The sequence below is a fragment of the Alteromonas genovensis genome (genome assembly GCF_010500895.1).
In the GTDB taxonomy this organism is placed as follows: domain Bacteria; phylum Pseudomonadota; class Gammaproteobacteria; order Enterobacterales; family Alteromonadaceae; genus Alteromonas; species Alteromonas genovensis.
Genome location: NZ_JAAAWO010000002.1, coordinates 148834 through 165127 on the forward strand (window position 1 = coordinate 148834; position 16294 = coordinate 165127).

Genomic DNA, 16294 nt, shown 5'->3' on the forward strand with positions numbered 1-16294 from the left:
ATGCAGTTTGAATCGTTGACAGACTTTTTTGCCATGGGCGGGTATGCCTTTTACGTCTGGATATCGTTTTTTGTCACCTTTGGCAGCATGGCTATCATAGCAATACAAAGTTATGTGAAACAGAAAGCGCTGCTGTCTACAACGCTAAAAGAACAAGAGCGAAGAGCCCGCATTAAACGTGCTCAGCAAAGTGTTTAAATTGGCCGTTTAAAATAAACACTTAAAATTAGCGCACTGTATAAGGCGTGCTATCAACAAGACACATTTTTCAATTTTCCAAATATCGAAGTGAGATAGTTGCATGAACCCAAGACGAAAGCAGCGTTTAACTGTAGTGGCTTTAATCGGCCTTCTAGTTGCTAGTGCAATTGGACTGATGCTCTATGCATTAAACGACAGCATTGATTTATTTTACACGCCAAGCGAAATCATTGAGGGTAAAAATGGACTAAAGCCACAGGTAGGACAGCGTTTGCGGATAGGCGGAATGGTGGTTCCTGGAACGGTAAGCCGCGACCCAGATAGTTTAGCGGTCAGTTTCGACCTTGTAGATACAGGCCCTGCTGTCACTGTGACTTTTACCGGCATTTTGCCAGACTTATTTCGCGAAGGTCAGGGCATAGTGGCAACGGGTGTATTAACAGACTCAAGACAGATAAATGCTCAGGAAGTACTGGCAAAACACGATGAAGAGTATATGCCGCCTGAATTGGCAGAAAAAATGAAGGGGATAAAACACGTAAAGCCTGAAAATAAACCAGGTTACGGTTCTTCAGACGCCAGCTCTTATAACGACAAATCCTATGAGGCTAGCTCTTATGAGAAAAGCACTAATGAAAGCGATGTTTCGGGCAAGGCAGATTCAACCACGAGTATGAATGAGGGGCAGTAAGTTATGATACCTGAAATTGGTAATATAGCGCTCACACTGGCGTTAGTGCTATCCATTTTGTTGGCGGTATATCCGCTTTGGGGCGCTCACCGTCAACATGAAACCTTGATGGCAACGGCGAAGCCGTTAGCGATTGGCCTATTTGTTTTTACGCTCATTGCCTACGTATGCTTGACGTATGCTTTTGTTACCGATGACTTTAGCGTTGAATACGTTGCCCAACACTCTAACAGCAAACTGCCTATCTACTATAAAATCACAGCGGTATGGGGTGGCCATGAAGGCTCGTTTTTATTGTGGGTACTGATGCTGTCGCTATGGACTGTTGCAGTGGCTATATTTAGCCGAGGGATCCCCCTTGCTATGGTAGCTCGAGTCCTATCGGTGCTGGGAATGATCGGTATCGGTTTCTACTTGTTTATGCTGCTAACGTCAAACCCGTTCAACAGCATGCTGCCGTTCTTTCCTGTTGATGGGCGAGATCTCAATCCGCTGCTGCAAGACTTTGGCATGATTATCCATCCTCCTATGCTGTACATGGGATATGTAGGATTTTCTGTGGCGTTTGCATTCGCAATCTCAGCGCTAATTTCAGGACAACTCGACTCCACGTGGGCTCGGTGGTCTCGTCCTTGGGTGATTGCTGCATGGGCATTTCTCACCGTTGGAATTGCACTGGGTAGCTGGTGGGCTTACTACGAGCTTGGCTGGGGCGGCTGGTGGTTCTGGGACCCAGTAGAAAATGCGTCTTTCATGCCATGGCTAGTAGGTACCGCATTAATGCACTCCTTAGCCGTAACTGAAAAGCGCAAAGCCTTTAAGTCTTGGACGGTTTTGTTGGCCATTGCTGCATTTAGCATGAGCTTACTTGGCACCTTTTTGGTTCGCTCTGGCGTTATTGTGTCTGTGCATTCCTTTGCAAGCGATCCCACCCGAGGTTTATTTATTCTCGGTATTCTTATTGTGCTCAGTGGTTTTGGTTTACTGCTCTACGCAATGCGTGCTGCGTCACTAAAAAGCCCGGGCAGATATCAAGCTTTCTCACGTGAAGTGTTATTAATGGGAAACAACGTTTTCCTCTGTGCTGCAACGCTAGTGGTGTTGCTAGGGACTCTATTCCCACTTGTGCATAAAGAGTTGGGGTTGGGCAGTATTTCGGTGGGTGCACCGTTTTTCAATCAGATGTTTACGCTGCTTATCGTTCCTTTTGTGCTTATTCTTGGCCTTGGGCCGCTTACCCGTTGGAAGCATCAAAAAGCCAGCGAGCTTAAAAAACAGTTGCTTATAGCGCTAGGCATTGCGCTAAGTGCAGGCATACTCGTGAACTTCGCCTACGACACGCCAAGCTACATGGGTGTGCTTGGTATGGTATTGGTGTTTTGGATTTTGGTGATGACGGTGCAAGAAGTTATTCAGCGGGTATCCTCAATGCCCAGTGACATGAGCACTCTGACATCGCTTAAGAAACTGACGCCTAGCCACTGGGGTATGGTACTAGGTCATGTTGGTTTTGCTATTTCAATTATTGGTATCACACTCGTGTCTAATTATGAGCTGGAGCGTGATATCCGTATGGATGTTGGCGAAACAGTGAGTTTAGGTGGTTATGACTTTACTTTTACTGATGTAAAGCGCGCCGACGGACCAAATTATAATGCCGACGCTGGCGTTTTTGATGTGTATAAAAACGGCGAGAAAGTCGTTAGGCTTGAGCCTGAAAAGCGTCTTTACACCGTGCAGCGTATGCCGATGACCGAGGCTGCAATTCACTCTACAATTACACGAGATGTGTTTATCGCCATGGGCGAGCCATTAGATAATGGGGCTTGGGCAATACGGATATACATTAAACCGTTTGTTATATGGCTATGGGCTGGTGCGGTGGTAATGGCGCTGGGCGGCGTACTGTCAATTAGTGACAAGCGCTACCGAATTGCGAAAGTGAAGAAAGTAAAAGCGGTATTGAGTAGAAGCGCGACAGATAAACCTGAAGGGAATGCAATATGAAGAATGCGCGTTTAGTCGTGATTCCACTGGTATTATTTTTATTGCTGGTTGTCTTTTTATTCAAAGGGCTGTTTTCAGACCCTCGAGAACTAGATTCTCAGGTGAAGAATAAAGTACTGCCAGCGTTCTCACTACCAGATCTTATGCAGCCAGACATAACCTATACCCCAGAAAGTTTAAAAGGACAGGTGACGCTATTAAATGTGTGGGGCGTATGGTGCGTAACGTGCGCGGTTGAAATGCCTTATTTGACTGAGCTGAAAAATGAGAAAGGCGTTCATATTGTCGGTCTCTATTTTGACCAAGATTTAGATCCAGATTTTGGCACTAAGACGCTTAACCGTGTTCAACAAGAAGTGACATCCATGTTGAGCCGATACGGCAATCCGTATGCGTTTAATATTTTTGATGTGTATCGCGATACATCATTGGATTTAGGCGTTACCGGCGCACCAGAGCATTTTGTTATTGATGCCCAGGGCGTTATCCGTATGCATCATATTGGTGACATCAACGAGCGGGTTTGGAAAAACAAAGTGGGCCCCCTTTACAATCGGTTAGTGGCAGATGCATCAACTGGTAAGTTTGATAGTGACAAGACAAGTACTAGTACCAACGCAAACGCTAAAACTATTAGCGCGGAGGTAAAGTAATGCGCCAGTGTATAACGTCGTTGCTCATTGCCTTGAGATTAAGACCCTTCATATCAAGCGCTTTAATGATAAGCGCGCTGGCTTTTGCTAGTACCCTCTATGCAGCAGAAGACAACTTTTCATTTGAAACACCAGAGCAACGAGCGGCGTTTTTAACGTTGACTGCGGAACTACGCTGCCCTATGTGTCAGAATCAAAACATAGCGGATAGTGACGCTATGATCGCTCATGATATGCGCCGCAAAGTATATACCCTTCTTAAACAGGGCAAAACTGAAGCACAAGTTATTGATTATATGAAAACGCGCTACGGGGACTTTGTTCACTATCAGCCACCGGTGACAATCGCTACCATGTGGCTATGGGCTGTGCCGGTGTTGTTTGTTTTTATCGCTTTACTATTTATCGTTAGACGTAAGTCAGCCTCACCGCCTGAGGACATGGCAGCAAAATTAGCCAAAGCCGATGCAATGTTGGAGCAAGATAAAGAATGAGTTGGTCTGAGTTTTATTTAATTGTTTCTGGGCTTATTACCCTCGTTCTTTTAATTATCGCATTTCCGTTTTTACGCAATAAAAATCATGCAAAACGAGATAGCCTGAGCAATACGCAAATTATTAGACAGCGCCTGTTAGAGTTGGAGCGCGAAGTAAAAGAAGGGCTGATTAGCGAAATAGACAAACGCCAAGCGGTGGACGAGTTAAAAATTGCCCTTGTTGACGAAAGTGCTTTTACAGCAAAGAAAACCGGCACTGCGCCTCTTGTGCTGATTGTGGGTGGGTTAATTGCCCTAATTTGCGGCGCCGTGGTTTACTCTCAAGTGAATCAAATGAGCCAAGTCAAGCGCTCGACGGATGCAATTGCTGCGCTGCCTCAATTGAGTCAGCAACTTGCGAACGGCAATGCGAACAGCCTGACTCAGCAGGATATTGCTGATTTAGCCCTCGCTATTCGCCAGCGCCTTCGTGACGACCCGAGTGACGATACTGGATGGATGTATTTAGGTCGTTTGATGCTAAGTATAGGGCAAGAGGTGCAGGCGATAGAGGCTATCGATAGAGCTACTGTTTTGGCTCCTGCCAACAGTGGTCACAAAATTACGCTTGCGCAGGCGTTGATGACCACCGGTGATGTGAATAATCTTCAAAGGGCACAGGCTATATTAAACGGCTTGTTAGCTAACACTCCAGATAACGACAATCTTGCTTTAATGATGGCCGTGGTATCTGCACAAGTAGGTGATTTAGCGCAGACTAAACGTTATTATGCTCAAGTGAAAGATAAGCTTCCCAATGGCAGTGATATGCAGCAACGTCTAACGGTTCGTATTGCTGAGCTTGAAGCGCGAGCTAGTGATATGGCTCAGCTGACTGGCAGTACTGATGGTAGCACTGACGGCAACATGTTGGCACCAGGTGAATCAAGCAATATGCCAGACACTGCGTTATCAGAACCATCAAAAGTTAAAACTGGCTTTACTATCAATGTTGAATTGTCCGAAGAGGCGAAGGTAAAAGCGCCCAAAGAGGGCTTTCTCATCGTATTTGCACAAGATGCTCTATCAGAAAATAGAATGCCTGCTGCTGTAGTAAAAATGCCCATTGGTGCTATGCCTGCGGTGGTGACACTTAGCAATAAAAACGCAATGATGCCGCAATACACTTTAGGCTCGCTTTCTGACATCACCATCACAGCAAGGCTGTCTATCGATGGGGATGTTTCTATTTCATCAGGCGAGTGGCAGGGCAGTACCTCAGCGCAGGTTAAACAAGGGCAAATGCCTGAGTTAACCGTCATCATAAATAAGGAATTGTAGTAATGGATATAACCAGGCAACTGGTCGCTGGCGCTTTAGTCATAAGCAGCCTGTTAGGTGGATGTGCAACAAATAACGCATCTCAACAAACTTCAGCGGTTTCAACAAGCAGCACACAGGTGGACTCATCAGATCCAAGAGACCCTCTTGAACCAGCAAACCGTCTAATGTGGGATTTTAACTGGGAAGTACTTGATGCCTACATTGTGCGCCCTCTGACCGTTGGTTACGTGACAGTGATGCCTCAGTTTGCAAGAACTGGCTTACTTAATGCCTCACGTAACTTACAAGAACCAGCTAACTTTATGAACAATGTGTTTCAGGGCAAGGTGGACGATGGTTTAGACAGCTTAGCCCGTTTCCTATTAAACTCTACCGTTGGCTTACTTGGTACTATCGATGTTGCTGAGAACATTGGCATATCTCGCAAAGATGAGGAGTTTGGCGAAACGTTAGGCGTATGGGGTGTTGATACAGGGCCCTTTATGATGCTGCCGGTGTTGGGGCCAAACGACCCGAGAAGTTTCACAGGTCAATTTGTTGATGGCACGGTATACCCCATGGCGGTTATTGCCAGCAATTTTTTCATCGCTCGCTACGTGGTGTCTCTACTTGAAACTCGTGCTCAATTAATGGCACAAGAAGCGCAGCTCGAGCAGTCGGTGGACGATTATGCGTTTATCAAAAACGCCTATTTCGAAAACCTAGCGTTTCGCGTTACCGATGGTAAAAGCGGCGACAAGGCTATTGATGAAAAGCAGCTAGATGATTTCGCTGACTTTGAGGCCATGCTAGAAGATTCAAGCTTCGATGATTACGAATATGAAGAAGAGCAAAGCGAAGATGACGAGCAAAGTGATAAAGCTAAAGCGTCAGAAGATGGCGATATTATAGATAATTAAAGGGCATTCAACGCCCTCGAGCGCATAGGCAATAAAAGCTTACTTTTAGCAACGCTACACGCTCGAGAAAAATAAAAAGACCCCCAGTAGTGGGAATGTCCAACTACTGGGGGTCACTTCATAGTGCTTAGGTTTTTGCTTTTAAACTTGTCTAAATGCTGGTTAATCTTTCGGATAGCCTGTTGGGTTCTGCGACTGCCAATTCCACGTGTCGGCACACATATCTTCTAATCCTTTATCTGCATTCCAATTTAATTCTTGGGCTGCCTTTGTGGGGTCAGCATAACAGGCCGCTACATCGCCACTTCGTCTCGGTGCAACCTTGTAAGGCACCTTTTTGCCAGAACCTTTTTCAAATGCTGCTATCATTTCTAGCACAGAATAACCCTGACCCGTGCCGAGATTATACTTATCTAATCCCATATTAAGATTGAGTCTGTCTAGCGCTTTCAAGTGGCCATTCGCTAAATCGACAACGTGGATGTAATCTCTCACACCCGTTCCGTCAACGGTGTCGTAGTCATCGCCAAATACGCTAAGCTGCTGAAGTTTCCCCGTGGCAACTTGAGAGATGTATGGCATCAGGTTGTTTGGGATCCCGTTAGGATCTTCACCAATTTGACCAGATTTATGTGCGCCTACCGGATTAAAATAACGCAGCAACACAATGTTCCACTCGTTGTCTGACCCATAAAGGTCGCTAAGCATGTGCTCGACCATCAGCTTTGACATGCCGTAAGGGTTTGTTGGGTGACCTGTCGACATATCTTCACTAAGAGGAAGGGATGCAGGGTCGCCGTATACAGTGGCTGATGAGCTAAAAACAATGTTCTTCACATTGTGTTTTTGCATTGCCTTACATAGCGTTAGCGTGCCGTACACATTATTTTCGTAATAAGATAACGGCTTAGCCACCGATTCACCTACCGCTTTAAGTCCGGCGAAATGAATAACGGCAAAAATGCTGTGCTCACTAAAAATATCATCTAAAACGGCGGTGTCGCGGATATCACCTTGTACAAACGTAACTGACTTTCCAGTAAGGCCTTCAACCCGTCTTAACGACTCAGGACTGGCATTACATAGGTTATCGAGTACAACGACGCCGTAGTCTTGTTCGAGAAGCTGTAGAACGGTGTGGCTACCGATGTAACCCGCACCACCAGTAACTAAGATGGTTTTCATTCATTTTCCTTGCTTGACGGTTGCGCTATGTATTTAGCGCATAGGGAGTATTGGATAGGCTTTATCACCAACGGATAAAGTAAAAATACCACAAATGCCCACAGTAGCGATGTCCAATTTGTGGCCGTTTGAAGAATAAAGGCAAAAACAGGCACAATAACGAGTAGCTTTAAGACATTCAGTAGCGTTTTCTCTGGTACTGAAAGACGCTTTGATGCTTGGTCAAGCAAACGAGCTCGCTCGGCTAAGGGTAAACCTTGTAGCGCAGGGATATTACGTGTAGAAAAATAAAACGTCATCATTACTCTCAATAAAAAGCTTACTTGTATCTAAGGCGTGCTCATCTTTGTTGTAAAGCAAAGAGCAACACGCCCTATCAGTTCGCTCCCAATAAAAAACCGCCGAAATACAACTATAACGGCGGTTATTGTAGGTCAATATTCTACTAGTTAAAACAGCGTAAAAATAAAACTGTTTTAACCTAAGAAAACATAATCAACTTCTACGGTTTTTCTTGGATTCCAGCTTTTTCCCAGAAGCGTGATTTAACGCTAAGAAGGGCAATCACAATACCTACAGCAATGCTGAATAAGGCTATCTGTAGATAAAGATTAGGCATTTCTTTTACATTTTCCGGGTCGAAATTACCAGAAAGAAGACCAGCAATGATGTTACCAATTGAATAGGTCAATACGAATACACCCATCATTTGTCCAGCAAAACGTTTAGGCGACAGTTTACTGACCGCACTTAGCGCCACAGGGCTTAAGCATAGCTCGCCCACTGTATGTAGGAAGTATGTAGTTACCAACCACATAGGCGCAACTTTTAGGCCTTGTGCGGCATATTGTGACGCCATGAACATAACTAAGAAGCCCGACGCCATAATGATGATACCGACAGCACATTTAATGGTGTAAGACGGGTCAATCATACGCTTTGCAAGATTTATCCAAAGCGCGGCAAAAAACGGCGATAGTATGATGATAAACAGTGAATTTGACAGCTGGAACCACACCGTAGGTATAGCAGACATACCAAACCAAGAGGTAAGGAAGGAACCATCGCTTAACACACGGTCGGTATAATTCTGGGCAAACAAATTAAGTGAAGAGCCCGCTTGTTCAAAACCAGACCAAAAACATGCCGAGGCTACACATACTAAGAACAGCGCCCACATGCGTCTCTTTTCGTTTTCTGATAAGTCGCCTTTAAAATAGATAAAGCCAAAATATAAGAAGAAAATAGCAGTAAAGAAGATAGCCACTTTCTGTGCAAGTGCGATAGGTTCGATAACAATGCTACCCATATGAGCCAAAATGATGACAGCAATAGCTGCTGCAACAACCACAAGTACACCTGTCCACGCCCGCTTTCTGGCTGCGCCTTGATAGGCATTTGCTGGTGCCACCGATTCCGCTGAAAGCGTACGGCTAGAGAAGTAGTATTGAATTAGACCAATTGCCATACCCACAGCAGCGGCGCCAAAGGCGTAGTGCCAGCCCCAGTTTTCTTGAAGGTAGCCGGTGACTAAGTACGCAATCAAAGAGCCAATATTGATACCCATGTAATAAAGGGCATAGCCACTATCACGGCGACCGTCGTCTTCCCCGTACTGCTGGCCGACCATGGCAGAAATATTAGGTTTGAGTAACCCAGTTCCTGATGCCACTAAAATTAGACCAACGAAGAATAGGTTCTGCAAATCAATAGCAAGTACTACGTGCCCTGCAAAGATAATAAGGCCGCCATACCAAACAGCTTGCTTACCGCCAATTAGTCTGTCAGCTAACCAGCCACCGGGTAAGCCAAGAAAGTAAACGGCACCGGTGTATAAGCCATAAATTGCACCCGCTGTCGCTACGGTTAATCCAAGTCCTTGGGTTTGAAGGCTTGCTGTCATAAAAAGTACGAGCAGGGCGCGCATGCCGTAATAACTCATGCGTTCCCACATTTCAGTGAAGAAAAGCGTTCTTAGGCCCCCTGGATGACCGAAAAAGCTTGTATCGATAGATGGTTTCATAATTATTTTTTAATTCCACATTGCTTATGGTTGTTATTGTAGAGCTCTATATTGGTCGGCTCTTTGATAATGGTCCGAATACGGATAACTTCTTATACTAGAGGTGGCGATAAGACACAAGATTTCGCGTGCAAACTTCGAGAGCCAAGTGTCAACCGACCAAGTATTGAACAACATTGAGCAATAGTGGCCGGATGACATTTATCTTTATTCTTCGTAAAAATTACAGCTCTCGAATCGTTGCTACTATGATGCGTGCAATGCCATACAGTAAAAGTAGCGCTGCGCCGAAAAGGACGAGGTTATATAAAATAGTGGGGTAGGAATTGTCATCGGGTAGGGTGGATGATTCCACTGTCACCAGATGCTGTAGTTTTTGATAAGCTTCAACCCGAGCGTTTTCGAGCGTGATTAAAGATGATGAATACGCCTGAATGGCCAGCTGTAGCTGAACTTGCAAATTGCTGTATTGTGCCATCAATTCACTCACAGAAAGGCTTTGCCCCGGTCCTTCGGTAGTGCTGATTTTTTCTTTCTGTTTTTCTACTTCTTTTTGTAGCGCACTAATTTCCCGCTTTATATTAATTACCTCTGGGGCCATGTTCGACATCATTGTGGCCATGGTGCTCAGTTCCGCTTTTTTCTGCGCAAGTGTCGCTTCAAGAGAAAAAGCTATCTGTTGAAAAGCTGCGCCTTCGGCGGTGGGGTCTAAAACATTATATTTTGACTGAAAGCCCAAAATCTCTGTTTTCGCATTTTGAAGTTTTTGCTCCACAATTTCGTGCTCGCCTTTCGCGAATACCAGTTTAGATTTAGCTAAGTTGTTATTGATAGTATTAATAAATTGTTCAGCTTTTTCTACAATAGCCTGGTTAATTACTTGTGCATACTCAGCATTAAACGCACGGGTACGCAATGTAATCACCGAAGAAGTAGAATCAACACTTACGTCAACATGGTTAAGGTAAAACTGATAAAAGTCTTCTTGTTTATGCTCTGAGGATAGACCGCTGAACATGTCTGCCTCATCGGAGGTGTAGTGGTCACGCAATTGAATAGTGCTGTCTAGATACTTAATCATATCGGCAGACTGGATATAGGCTTCTACTAAGGAGCTTTCATTACTGCTTCCACCTGATACGCCAGCTGCCATAAGAAGAGAAGATGGGTCGAAACTGCTGCCACCATCACTAGATTTTACAATTAACTGACTTTGACTTTCATACTGAGGCGCTGCCCAAACGATAAGATAAAAGGCATAAAGTACCCATGGCAGAATAAGAAGTGCGGTTTTATTCTGTTTAAGAAGAGTGTTTAGCTGTGTAAGAGATTTTTCCACGGTGTTAAACCTATTTAAGTGATTTCTTATTGTCCGCATCCTGCGTGTACACGTCGATGCCTTCTTCAAGATCTTTATAATATGTGAGCTTTCCATCATCAATGATGACGGCTGAAGTACAAAACTCTCGGATTTGATCTAACTCATGGCTCACCATAATGACGCCGGCCTGTTTACTTTTTTCTTTTAATGAGAGCCGGGCTTTTTTACGAAAAAGTGGGTCGCCAACGGACGTCGCTTCATCGATAAGGTAAATATCAAAATCAATGTTCATACAGCATGCAAACACAAGCTTGGCGCGCATACCCGAAGAGTAGGTGCGAACAGGAAGGTCGAATCGATTGCCTAACTCGGCAAATTCCTGGACCTTTTCTTCATACTCTGGAAGAGAGCGAACATTGTTAATCCTGCCCACAAAGCGCGTATTCTCACGTCCGGTCATTTGTGGGTGAACGCCAGTTGCCAGTGCCACTGGCCAAGACATGGCTTTGTTAGTGACAACGCGGCCTCTGTCTGGGTATTCACTTTTAGCGAGCATTCGGAAGAGCGTAGATTTACCCGCCCCGTTTTTACCTAAAATGGCCACATTATCTTCGCTTGGAAAATCGAAGTTTAAATTCTTAAAAATGTACTGCGGCCCCATTTTACTCGGGTAGCTTTTGGTTAAGTTTTCAATCTTTATCATCTAGACAACACTCTTTTCCATGTGACTTGATACATCGAAAGACTTAGGAACAAAAAAACAACAGTAACGGCAATAGTAAAGGTAAGCGATACACCTTTATGTCCATAAGACTCAAAACAGGCATAACGCGCTAGTTCATTGAAATGTACTAGTGGATTCCATGTTAGATAAGGCCAAAATTCTTCTGGTAAGTCTTGCAAACTGAAAAATACACAGGAGATAAACATTAGCGGCCTCGTGAGCATTGATTTAATTTTGTCCACCTCAGGTACAAATGCTGCTGCAATAGCAAACATAAGGCCGATTGAGATTGAAAATACCCATAGAAGTAAAAACAAAAAAAGCAAAAGCAATGGGTCATGAATTACGAATGTTTCGTCCATTAGATACAGTGCCAAGGCTAGGAGCATAACAACAACCACTTTTACTGAGAACTCTAAGAACCCAGCAGTGATAATGGCCGATATTGGCTGCACTTGTCTAAATGCATAAAGGGGTTTGTTTCGTCGCACCGAGGTTGATACTGACTGTAAGCACGTTGTAAGAGACTGAAGGCCGACCATGCCAATCATCATAAAAATAAACAATGGAACAGTATGAATGTCGCCACCGCTGATAAGACCGCGGAGATAAGACAATGCAAAAATAAATGCGAAAGGCTCTAAAAATGCCCAGCCCAATCCAAATTTATCGTTAAACTTACTCTGCAACTCACGAAGGAAAAGCGCAAAGATTACGCCTCTCCATGCATAAAGCTGTTCTTTAAACGTGACCATTATTAGTTAGTCGCCACGTTGGCGGCAACCGCAACTTGGAAGACGATTTGTGTGATATCTTTGACCGCTTGAAGCAATTTAGTATCGATAGCAGGTAATACAATAATTTGATCGCCAGGCTCTAGTTGACTTTCTGCACCCGATAACAAGTTGCCATTTAAGTTGCTAAATGTGACGTTACCATTTTTACGTACAATTAAGATGCGCTCATCTTCCGCTCGTTCTGTAAATCCGCCAGCCCACGCCAAGTAGTCTTCGGTGGTGGCTTCAGGGTTAAATACAATAGATTGAGGCAATAGTACTTCACCGCCAACATGTACTAGGTCAGTGACTTCCGGGATAACAATAGTGTCATTCGGTTCAAGAAGAATATTGGCGATGTCACCGTTTTCAGAAACTACCACCCTTCCTTGAGGCTCGACTTGCCTAGCGCGAGCAATAAAATCAGCGACGAGCTGTGCTTCTTGAGCGCGTATAGCACCTTCGCCCGTTGAGCTAATTGGTGCGGTATACATGCTGCGTTCAAGACGTTGTAGGCCTTCTTCAATGATTTCTTTTTGCTTTATTGCCACGCTTTCTCTTAATAAAAAGATATTTTGAGTGTCTGATAAGGAGGTGTCGGCTTCGATATGATCTAACACGTCAAGCAAGCGAGTGCCCTTGTCGATCATAACTTGTGAGGCGCCTGAAAAGGCTCCGGCAACGTTTATGCGATATATTTGCGGTTCGTTATCGGCAACATACTCTACCGTATCCCCTGCACGTAGCGTTAAGGTAGAGAACTCCTCTATACTTAAATATCTAGCATATTGTTTGTCTCCCCTTACGCCTGCTACTGAAGCGTGAGACGCAAACTCACCTGGACGAGCAAAGTAGTTGACGGCTTCACCATTTAGCTCTTCATTTAAAAATTCAAATGTGAAGCTATTTCGCGCACCGGTTTCAACGGTAATAGTGTTGCCAATTGGGTGCACTAATATGGTATCGCCGTCTTTAAACGACAGCGAAGGAAGCTTTCCGCTTCTAAAAAAGGCATAAAGGTCTGCACTTGCTACCACTTTATTATCGCGTAGTACATCTATTTGCCTAAAGCTGCCACGCTGAAAATCAACACCGCCCGCTCTTTTTAGAAAGTAGAGTACGCTATCAGAAGCGAGTCCAGCGTATTGTCCCGGCCGTAACACTGGTCCTGAAACGTAAACCGAGACAGGAGTAGTCGTAAGAAGGTTCACATACACATTAACGTCATTAGTGTAGACCTGGCGTATTTTACCAGTTACCGTTTGATTAACACTGCCTGCTGGCGTATTCGCTATACGAATCGGTCCAATATTTGGAATAAAAATGTTGCCCTGATTATCCACAGTGACCACATCTGAAAAATTAACTGCGCCCCACAGCCAAATTGAAATTTTATCTCCCGGCGCTACAAGATAGTTGTCATTCATTCCAGAGGTACGCTCTGACTCAAATCCACCGATGAACAGATTAGCCGCAAAAGGCGGGTTTTCCATCGCTGTTTGTAGAGGGAATACGGTATCTATGGTGGGCTCACCCGGCAAAGAAACGCCATTCCTGGGTTGGGTTGAAAACTGCCCGACAGCGCTGCCAGATTGTGTTGCCCCAGGTAGCGTTCGTTGGCTTGAAATATTAAGTGGAGATACTGCCGACGTTCCTGCGGACGAGCTGTTCGTTTGCTGAGCTCGCTGTCTTAGCTGTTCTATCTGTTCAGCGCTTTGACTATGTGCGTTGTTACTAAAAACTAGAAATGTAATAAGAAGCGGTAATGCAACCGCCAGAGATTGTTTAAGCTTAATCACGTTATGAGCCATCATCTTAATTAAACGCCTTCCATGTTAGTGGTTCCGACAAGTGGGTTTATTAAAACCCACACACCATCTCGTTCGCATGACGTAATTTTCTTACGAGTAGCGTTAGGCACTGCCTCTTTACTGCTATCGCTTAACACGAATCTTATACATTTATTGCCAGTGGCTGAAATATACCGCTCTGTTGACTGATAGCGAACGCCGTCAAAGGTTATCGGTATTGAGTCATTAGTATCAAAAAGCATATTCGCTCTTGGAATATTGATAGTCAGTGCAGTGGTACTATTTAGCGAATAAGCTAGAGAAGAATGAACCAATGGTATGTCAGCTTTGGTAACGGTGGGGGTATTGGTACAACCTGTTACGCCCATCATTACGGTGACAGCAGAGAAAAAATAGGTGATGTGTTTTAACATTCGCTTTCATATCCGTGTAGCAATTTGGCGATAGGATAACACAAGATTTATTAAAAGCGTGATCGTGGATATGTGTAATGCACTGCGCAACAAATAAAAGTGTTTGGATACTTGATGCTATATACTGCGACTCGCTGTTTTACCCCTATATAAAGCGACTATTTTCGATATCTAAAGCTTCACGAAAAATTAGTTTGGTTGCTTAGAATTTACACATTTGCACAATTATTGCTTATCAGATTTAAGCTAATGTGTTTGCGCCAGTAGTTTTTAAAGAATGTTTAGCAGTGCATTTAAAAAGCGATTCTTAAAGGAGTCACTGCAAGTGAAGAAAGAGTAAAAGAAGCAGCTTGTATCATTTTGGCGGCTTGAATTAATGTATATGGTGGTCGGCAGAGTCGTCGCTATCATTGAATTAACGAGGGAAGCGTTCGGATATTGCGTTTTATGAAATGAAAGTAGTGAAAGAGCGACAAGTTACAGATACTTTTTTTTACAAGCTAGGGTGGTTACTTAGACAAATGTTTTATATCATTGGGCATGATGAATCGCACAATGACGGAGCAATATAGGCCGTTTAGTCCTGTTGTAATTAGGGAAAAGATTGTTGTTTTACATGGAACTAAAGTTGAGATATTCACCAATAACAAATACGACTTGTGTTGGGTTTTCGCAAACCAGCAGAGGTAACGAGGAATTGTGCTTTTTATGCTAGCTCACCTGCAGTTTGTGCCGCTTTTCACTGCATTTATTGTTGCGCTTATTCTATTAGTTGTGATGACTCCGCTTGCGCATCAGTTTGGCTTGGTTGATCAACCCACAGCGAGAAAGCGTCATGCCGGAATAGTGCCTTTAACGGGCGGCGTTGCTATTTTTATGGCCGTGCTGGTTGCAAGTGTTGCAACCGATGTGTGGATGAAAAACAATCCACTGTTCTTTACCGCTTCTGCTTTTGTTGTTCTGCTTGGCATGTTAGACGATAGGTTTGACTTAAGTGCCAAAGGCCGACTTATGTGTCAGTTTGGAGTCGCGTCTATCATGGCGTGGAGTGCGCAAAATTACATTACCTCTTTAGGTAGCATTCTAGGGGCTGAGGAAGTATTTCTCGGTATCGGAGGTTATTTCTTCACTATTGTATGTGTGGTCGGCGTTATCAATGCGTTTAATATGATTGATGGTATCGATGGGCTAGCCGCTGGAATGAGTTTAGTCATTCTATTAACGTTGGTTGGCTTTCTAATCGCAACGGGTAATGGTGTTGCTATCATGGAACCGCTTATCATTGTCGCCGCAATTGTTCCGTTTTTAGCGTTTAATCTCAGCTGGAAAGGCTTTAAGGGCAACAAAATTTTCATGGGCGACTCTGGCAGTATGTTTGTGGGTCTCACCATTGTCTGGTTATTGGTTGATCATACTCAAGGAGAAGGAGCCGCGTTTAGACCAATTACTGCGGTTTGGCTTATAGGTCTCCCTCTAATGGATATGGCAGCCATCATGTATCGTCGAGCAAGAAAAGGGCAATCCATGTTGCGGCCAGACAGACAACACCTTCACAATATTTTTATGCGAGCGGGCCTTAGCAGCAGAAAATCCCTTATTGCTATTTTAGCATTAGGCGCGTGTTTCTGTGCAGTTGGAATACTGGGTGAAGTCTATCAAGTCTCGGAAGCAATTATGTTCTGGGGGTTCATGGCACTGCTTGTGGTTTACAGTTTCGTTATTCAAAATATTTGGAATGTCCTGCGATTTATAAAGCGCGTGACAACCTAGC

The 16294-nt window shown here is 44.2% G+C and carries 16 protein-coding genes; 8 read left to right on the top strand and 8 right to left on the bottom strand.

Annotated elements, in window-relative coordinates; all coding sequences use genetic code 11:
- The 7 genes from ccmD to GTQ48_RS03425 all read left to right on the top strand — a co-directional run bounded on the left by ccmD (position 1) and on the right by GTQ48_RS03425 (position 6270).
- The gene (gene ccmD, locus GTQ48_RS03395; protein ID WP_163105177.1) at positions 1-198 is read left to right on the top strand and encodes a heme exporter protein CcmD; all 198 of its coding nucleotides are present in this window, start codon (positions 1-3) and stop codon (positions 196-198) included.
- A gap of 103 nt (positions 199-301) precedes the next feature.
- Positions 302-892 (top strand): cytochrome c maturation protein CcmE, encoded by a 591-nt coding sequence (ccmE, locus tag GTQ48_RS03400; RefSeq protein ID WP_163105178.1) that lies wholly within the window; start codon positions 302-304, stop codon positions 890-892.
- 3 nt (positions 893-895) lie between these two features.
- On the top strand, positions 896-2899 hold the full coding sequence (locus tag GTQ48_RS03405; protein ID WP_163105179.1) for a heme lyase CcmF/NrfE family subunit: 2004 nt from the start codon (positions 896-898) through the stop codon (positions 2897-2899).
- Positions 2896-3552, top strand: a complete 657-nt coding sequence (locus tag GTQ48_RS03410; protein ID WP_163105180.1) for a redoxin family protein — start codon at positions 2896-2898, stop codon at positions 3550-3552. The genes GTQ48_RS03405 and GTQ48_RS03410 overlap by 4 nt, the downstream gene beginning before the upstream one ends.
- A gap of 65 nt (positions 3553-3617) precedes the next feature.
- Positions 3618-4046, top strand: coding sequence for a cytochrome c-type biogenesis protein (locus GTQ48_RS03415; RefSeq protein ID WP_239059991.1), 429 nt, complete (start codon positions 3618-3620; stop codon positions 4044-4046).
- Positions 4043-5368: a c-type cytochrome biogenesis protein CcmI gene (ccmI, locus tag GTQ48_RS03420; RefSeq protein WP_163105182.1), complete on the top strand. Its 1326-nt coding sequence runs from the start codon at positions 4043-4045 to the stop codon at positions 5366-5368. Before GTQ48_RS03415 ends, ccmI begins: the two co-directional genes overlap by 4 nt.
- Before the next feature lie 2 nt (positions 5369-5370).
- Positions 5371-6270 carry an MlaA family lipoprotein gene (locus GTQ48_RS03425; RefSeq protein ID WP_163105183.1) on the top strand — a complete coding sequence of 300 codons (900 nt, stop codon included), beginning with the start codon at positions 5371-5373 and terminating at the stop codon, positions 6268-6270.
- A 162-nt stretch (positions 6271-6432) separates the two neighbouring features.
- On the opposite strand, the gene galE is transcribed toward GTQ48_RS03425, so the two are convergent.
- The 8 genes from galE to GTQ48_RS03465 form a co-directional block, all read right to left on the bottom strand.
- Positions 6433-7455 carry a UDP-glucose 4-epimerase GalE gene (gene galE / locus GTQ48_RS03430; RefSeq protein ID WP_163105184.1) on the bottom strand — a complete coding sequence of 341 codons (1023 nt, stop codon included), beginning with the start codon at positions 7453-7455 and terminating at the stop codon, positions 6433-6435.
- Positions 7452-7754, bottom strand: a complete 303-nt coding sequence (locus tag GTQ48_RS03435) for a DUF6170 family protein (protein ID WP_163105443.1) — start codon at positions 7752-7754, stop codon at positions 7452-7454. The genes galE and GTQ48_RS03435 overlap by 4 nt, the downstream gene beginning before the upstream one ends.
- 203 nt (positions 7755-7957) lie before the next feature.
- Entirely contained in the window at positions 7958-9478 is a 1521-nt protein-coding gene (locus tag GTQ48_RS03440) for a peptide MFS transporter (RefSeq protein ID WP_163105185.1), read from the bottom strand.
- Between the two features lie 223 nt (positions 9479-9701).
- Positions 9702-10817, bottom strand: coding sequence for a capsule biosynthesis protein (locus GTQ48_RS03445; RefSeq protein ID WP_163105186.1), 1116 nt, complete (start codon positions 10815-10817; stop codon positions 9702-9704).
- A gap of 10 nt (positions 10818-10827) precedes the next feature.
- A complete protein-coding gene (locus GTQ48_RS03450; RefSeq protein ID WP_163105187.1) occupies positions 10828-11502 on the bottom strand; it encodes an ABC transporter ATP-binding protein in 675 nt (224 codons plus the stop codon).
- On the bottom strand, positions 11499-12278 hold the full coding sequence (locus GTQ48_RS03455; RefSeq protein WP_163105188.1) for an ABC transporter permease: 780 nt from the start codon (positions 12276-12278) through the stop codon (positions 11499-11501). The genes GTQ48_RS03450 and GTQ48_RS03455 overlap by 4 nt, the downstream gene beginning before the upstream one ends.
- A gap of 2 nt (positions 12279-12280) precedes the next feature.
- Entirely contained in the window at positions 12281-14110 is a 1830-nt protein-coding gene (locus tag GTQ48_RS03460) for a polysaccharide biosynthesis/export family protein (RefSeq protein ID WP_420837592.1), read from the bottom strand.
- Positions 14111-14118: 8 nt separating this feature from the next.
- Positions 14119-14523, bottom strand: a complete 405-nt coding sequence (locus tag GTQ48_RS03465; RefSeq protein WP_163105190.1) for a hypothetical protein — start codon at positions 14521-14523, stop codon at positions 14119-14121.
- A gap of 708 nt (positions 14524-15231) precedes the next feature.
- Here GTQ48_RS03465 and wecA point away from each other — a divergent pair.
- Complete coding sequence (wecA, locus tag GTQ48_RS03470) at positions 15232-16293, top strand: UDP-N-acetylglucosamine--undecaprenyl-phosphate N-acetylglucosaminephosphotransferase (protein WP_163105191.1); 1062 nt, start codon at positions 15232-15234, stop codon at positions 16291-16293.
- Position 16294 lies beyond the last annotated feature (1 nt).

What these genes read in the sequence shown, in the direction of transcription:
- GTQ48_RS03405 (WP_163105179.1), top strand. Translation starts at nt 896, where the DNA reads ATGATACCTGAAATTGGTAATATAGCGCTCACACTGGCGTTAGTGCTA.
- GTQ48_RS03450 (WP_163105187.1), bottom strand. Translation starts at nt 11,502, where the DNA reads ATGATAAAGATTGAAAACTTAACCAAAAGCTACCCGAGTAAAATGGGG.
- GTQ48_RS03415 (WP_239059991.1), top strand. Translation starts at nt 3,618, where the DNA reads ATGATAAGCGCGCTGGCTTTTGCTAGTACCCTCTATGCAGCAGAAGAC.
- GTQ48_RS03435 (WP_163105443.1), bottom strand. Translation starts at nt 7,754, where the DNA reads ATGACGTTTTATTTTTCTACACGTAATATCCCTGCGCTACAAGGTTTA.
- ccmE (WP_163105178.1), top strand. Translation starts at nt 302, where the DNA reads ATGAACCCAAGACGAAAGCAGCGTTTAACTGTAGTGGCTTTAATCGGC.
- GTQ48_RS03465 (WP_163105190.1), bottom strand. Translation starts at nt 14,523, where the DNA reads ATGTTAAAACACATCACCTATTTTTTCTCTGCTGTCACCGTAATGATG.
- GTQ48_RS03455 (WP_163105188.1), bottom strand. Translation starts at nt 12,278, where the DNA reads ATGGTCACGTTTAAAGAACAGCTTTATGCATGGAGAGGCGTAATCTTT.
- wecA (WP_163105191.1), top strand. Translation starts at nt 15,232, where the DNA reads ATGCTAGCTCACCTGCAGTTTGTGCCGCTTTTCACTGCATTTATTGTT.
- GTQ48_RS03410 (WP_163105180.1), top strand. Translation starts at nt 2,896, where the DNA reads ATGAAGAATGCGCGTTTAGTCGTGATTCCACTGGTATTATTTTTATTG.
- GTQ48_RS03440 (WP_163105185.1), bottom strand. Translation starts at nt 9,478, where the DNA reads ATGAAACCATCTATCGATACAAGCTTTTTCGGTCATCCAGGGGGCCTA.
- ccmI (WP_163105182.1), top strand. Translation starts at nt 4,043, where the DNA reads ATGAGTTGGTCTGAGTTTTATTTAATTGTTTCTGGGCTTATTACCCTC.
- galE (WP_163105184.1), bottom strand. Translation starts at nt 7,455, where the DNA reads ATGAAAACCATCTTAGTTACTGGTGGTGCGGGTTACATCGGTAGCCAC.
- GTQ48_RS03425 (WP_163105183.1), top strand. Translation starts at nt 5,371, where the DNA reads ATGGATATAACCAGGCAACTGGTCGCTGGCGCTTTAGTCATAAGCAGC.
- GTQ48_RS03460 (WP_420837592.1), bottom strand. Translation starts at nt 14,110, where the DNA reads ATGGCTCATAACGTGATTAAGCTTAAACAATCTCTGGCGGTTGCATTA.
- ccmD (WP_163105177.1), top strand. Translation starts at nt 1, where the DNA reads ATGCAGTTTGAATCGTTGACAGACTTTTTTGCCATGGGCGGGTATGCC.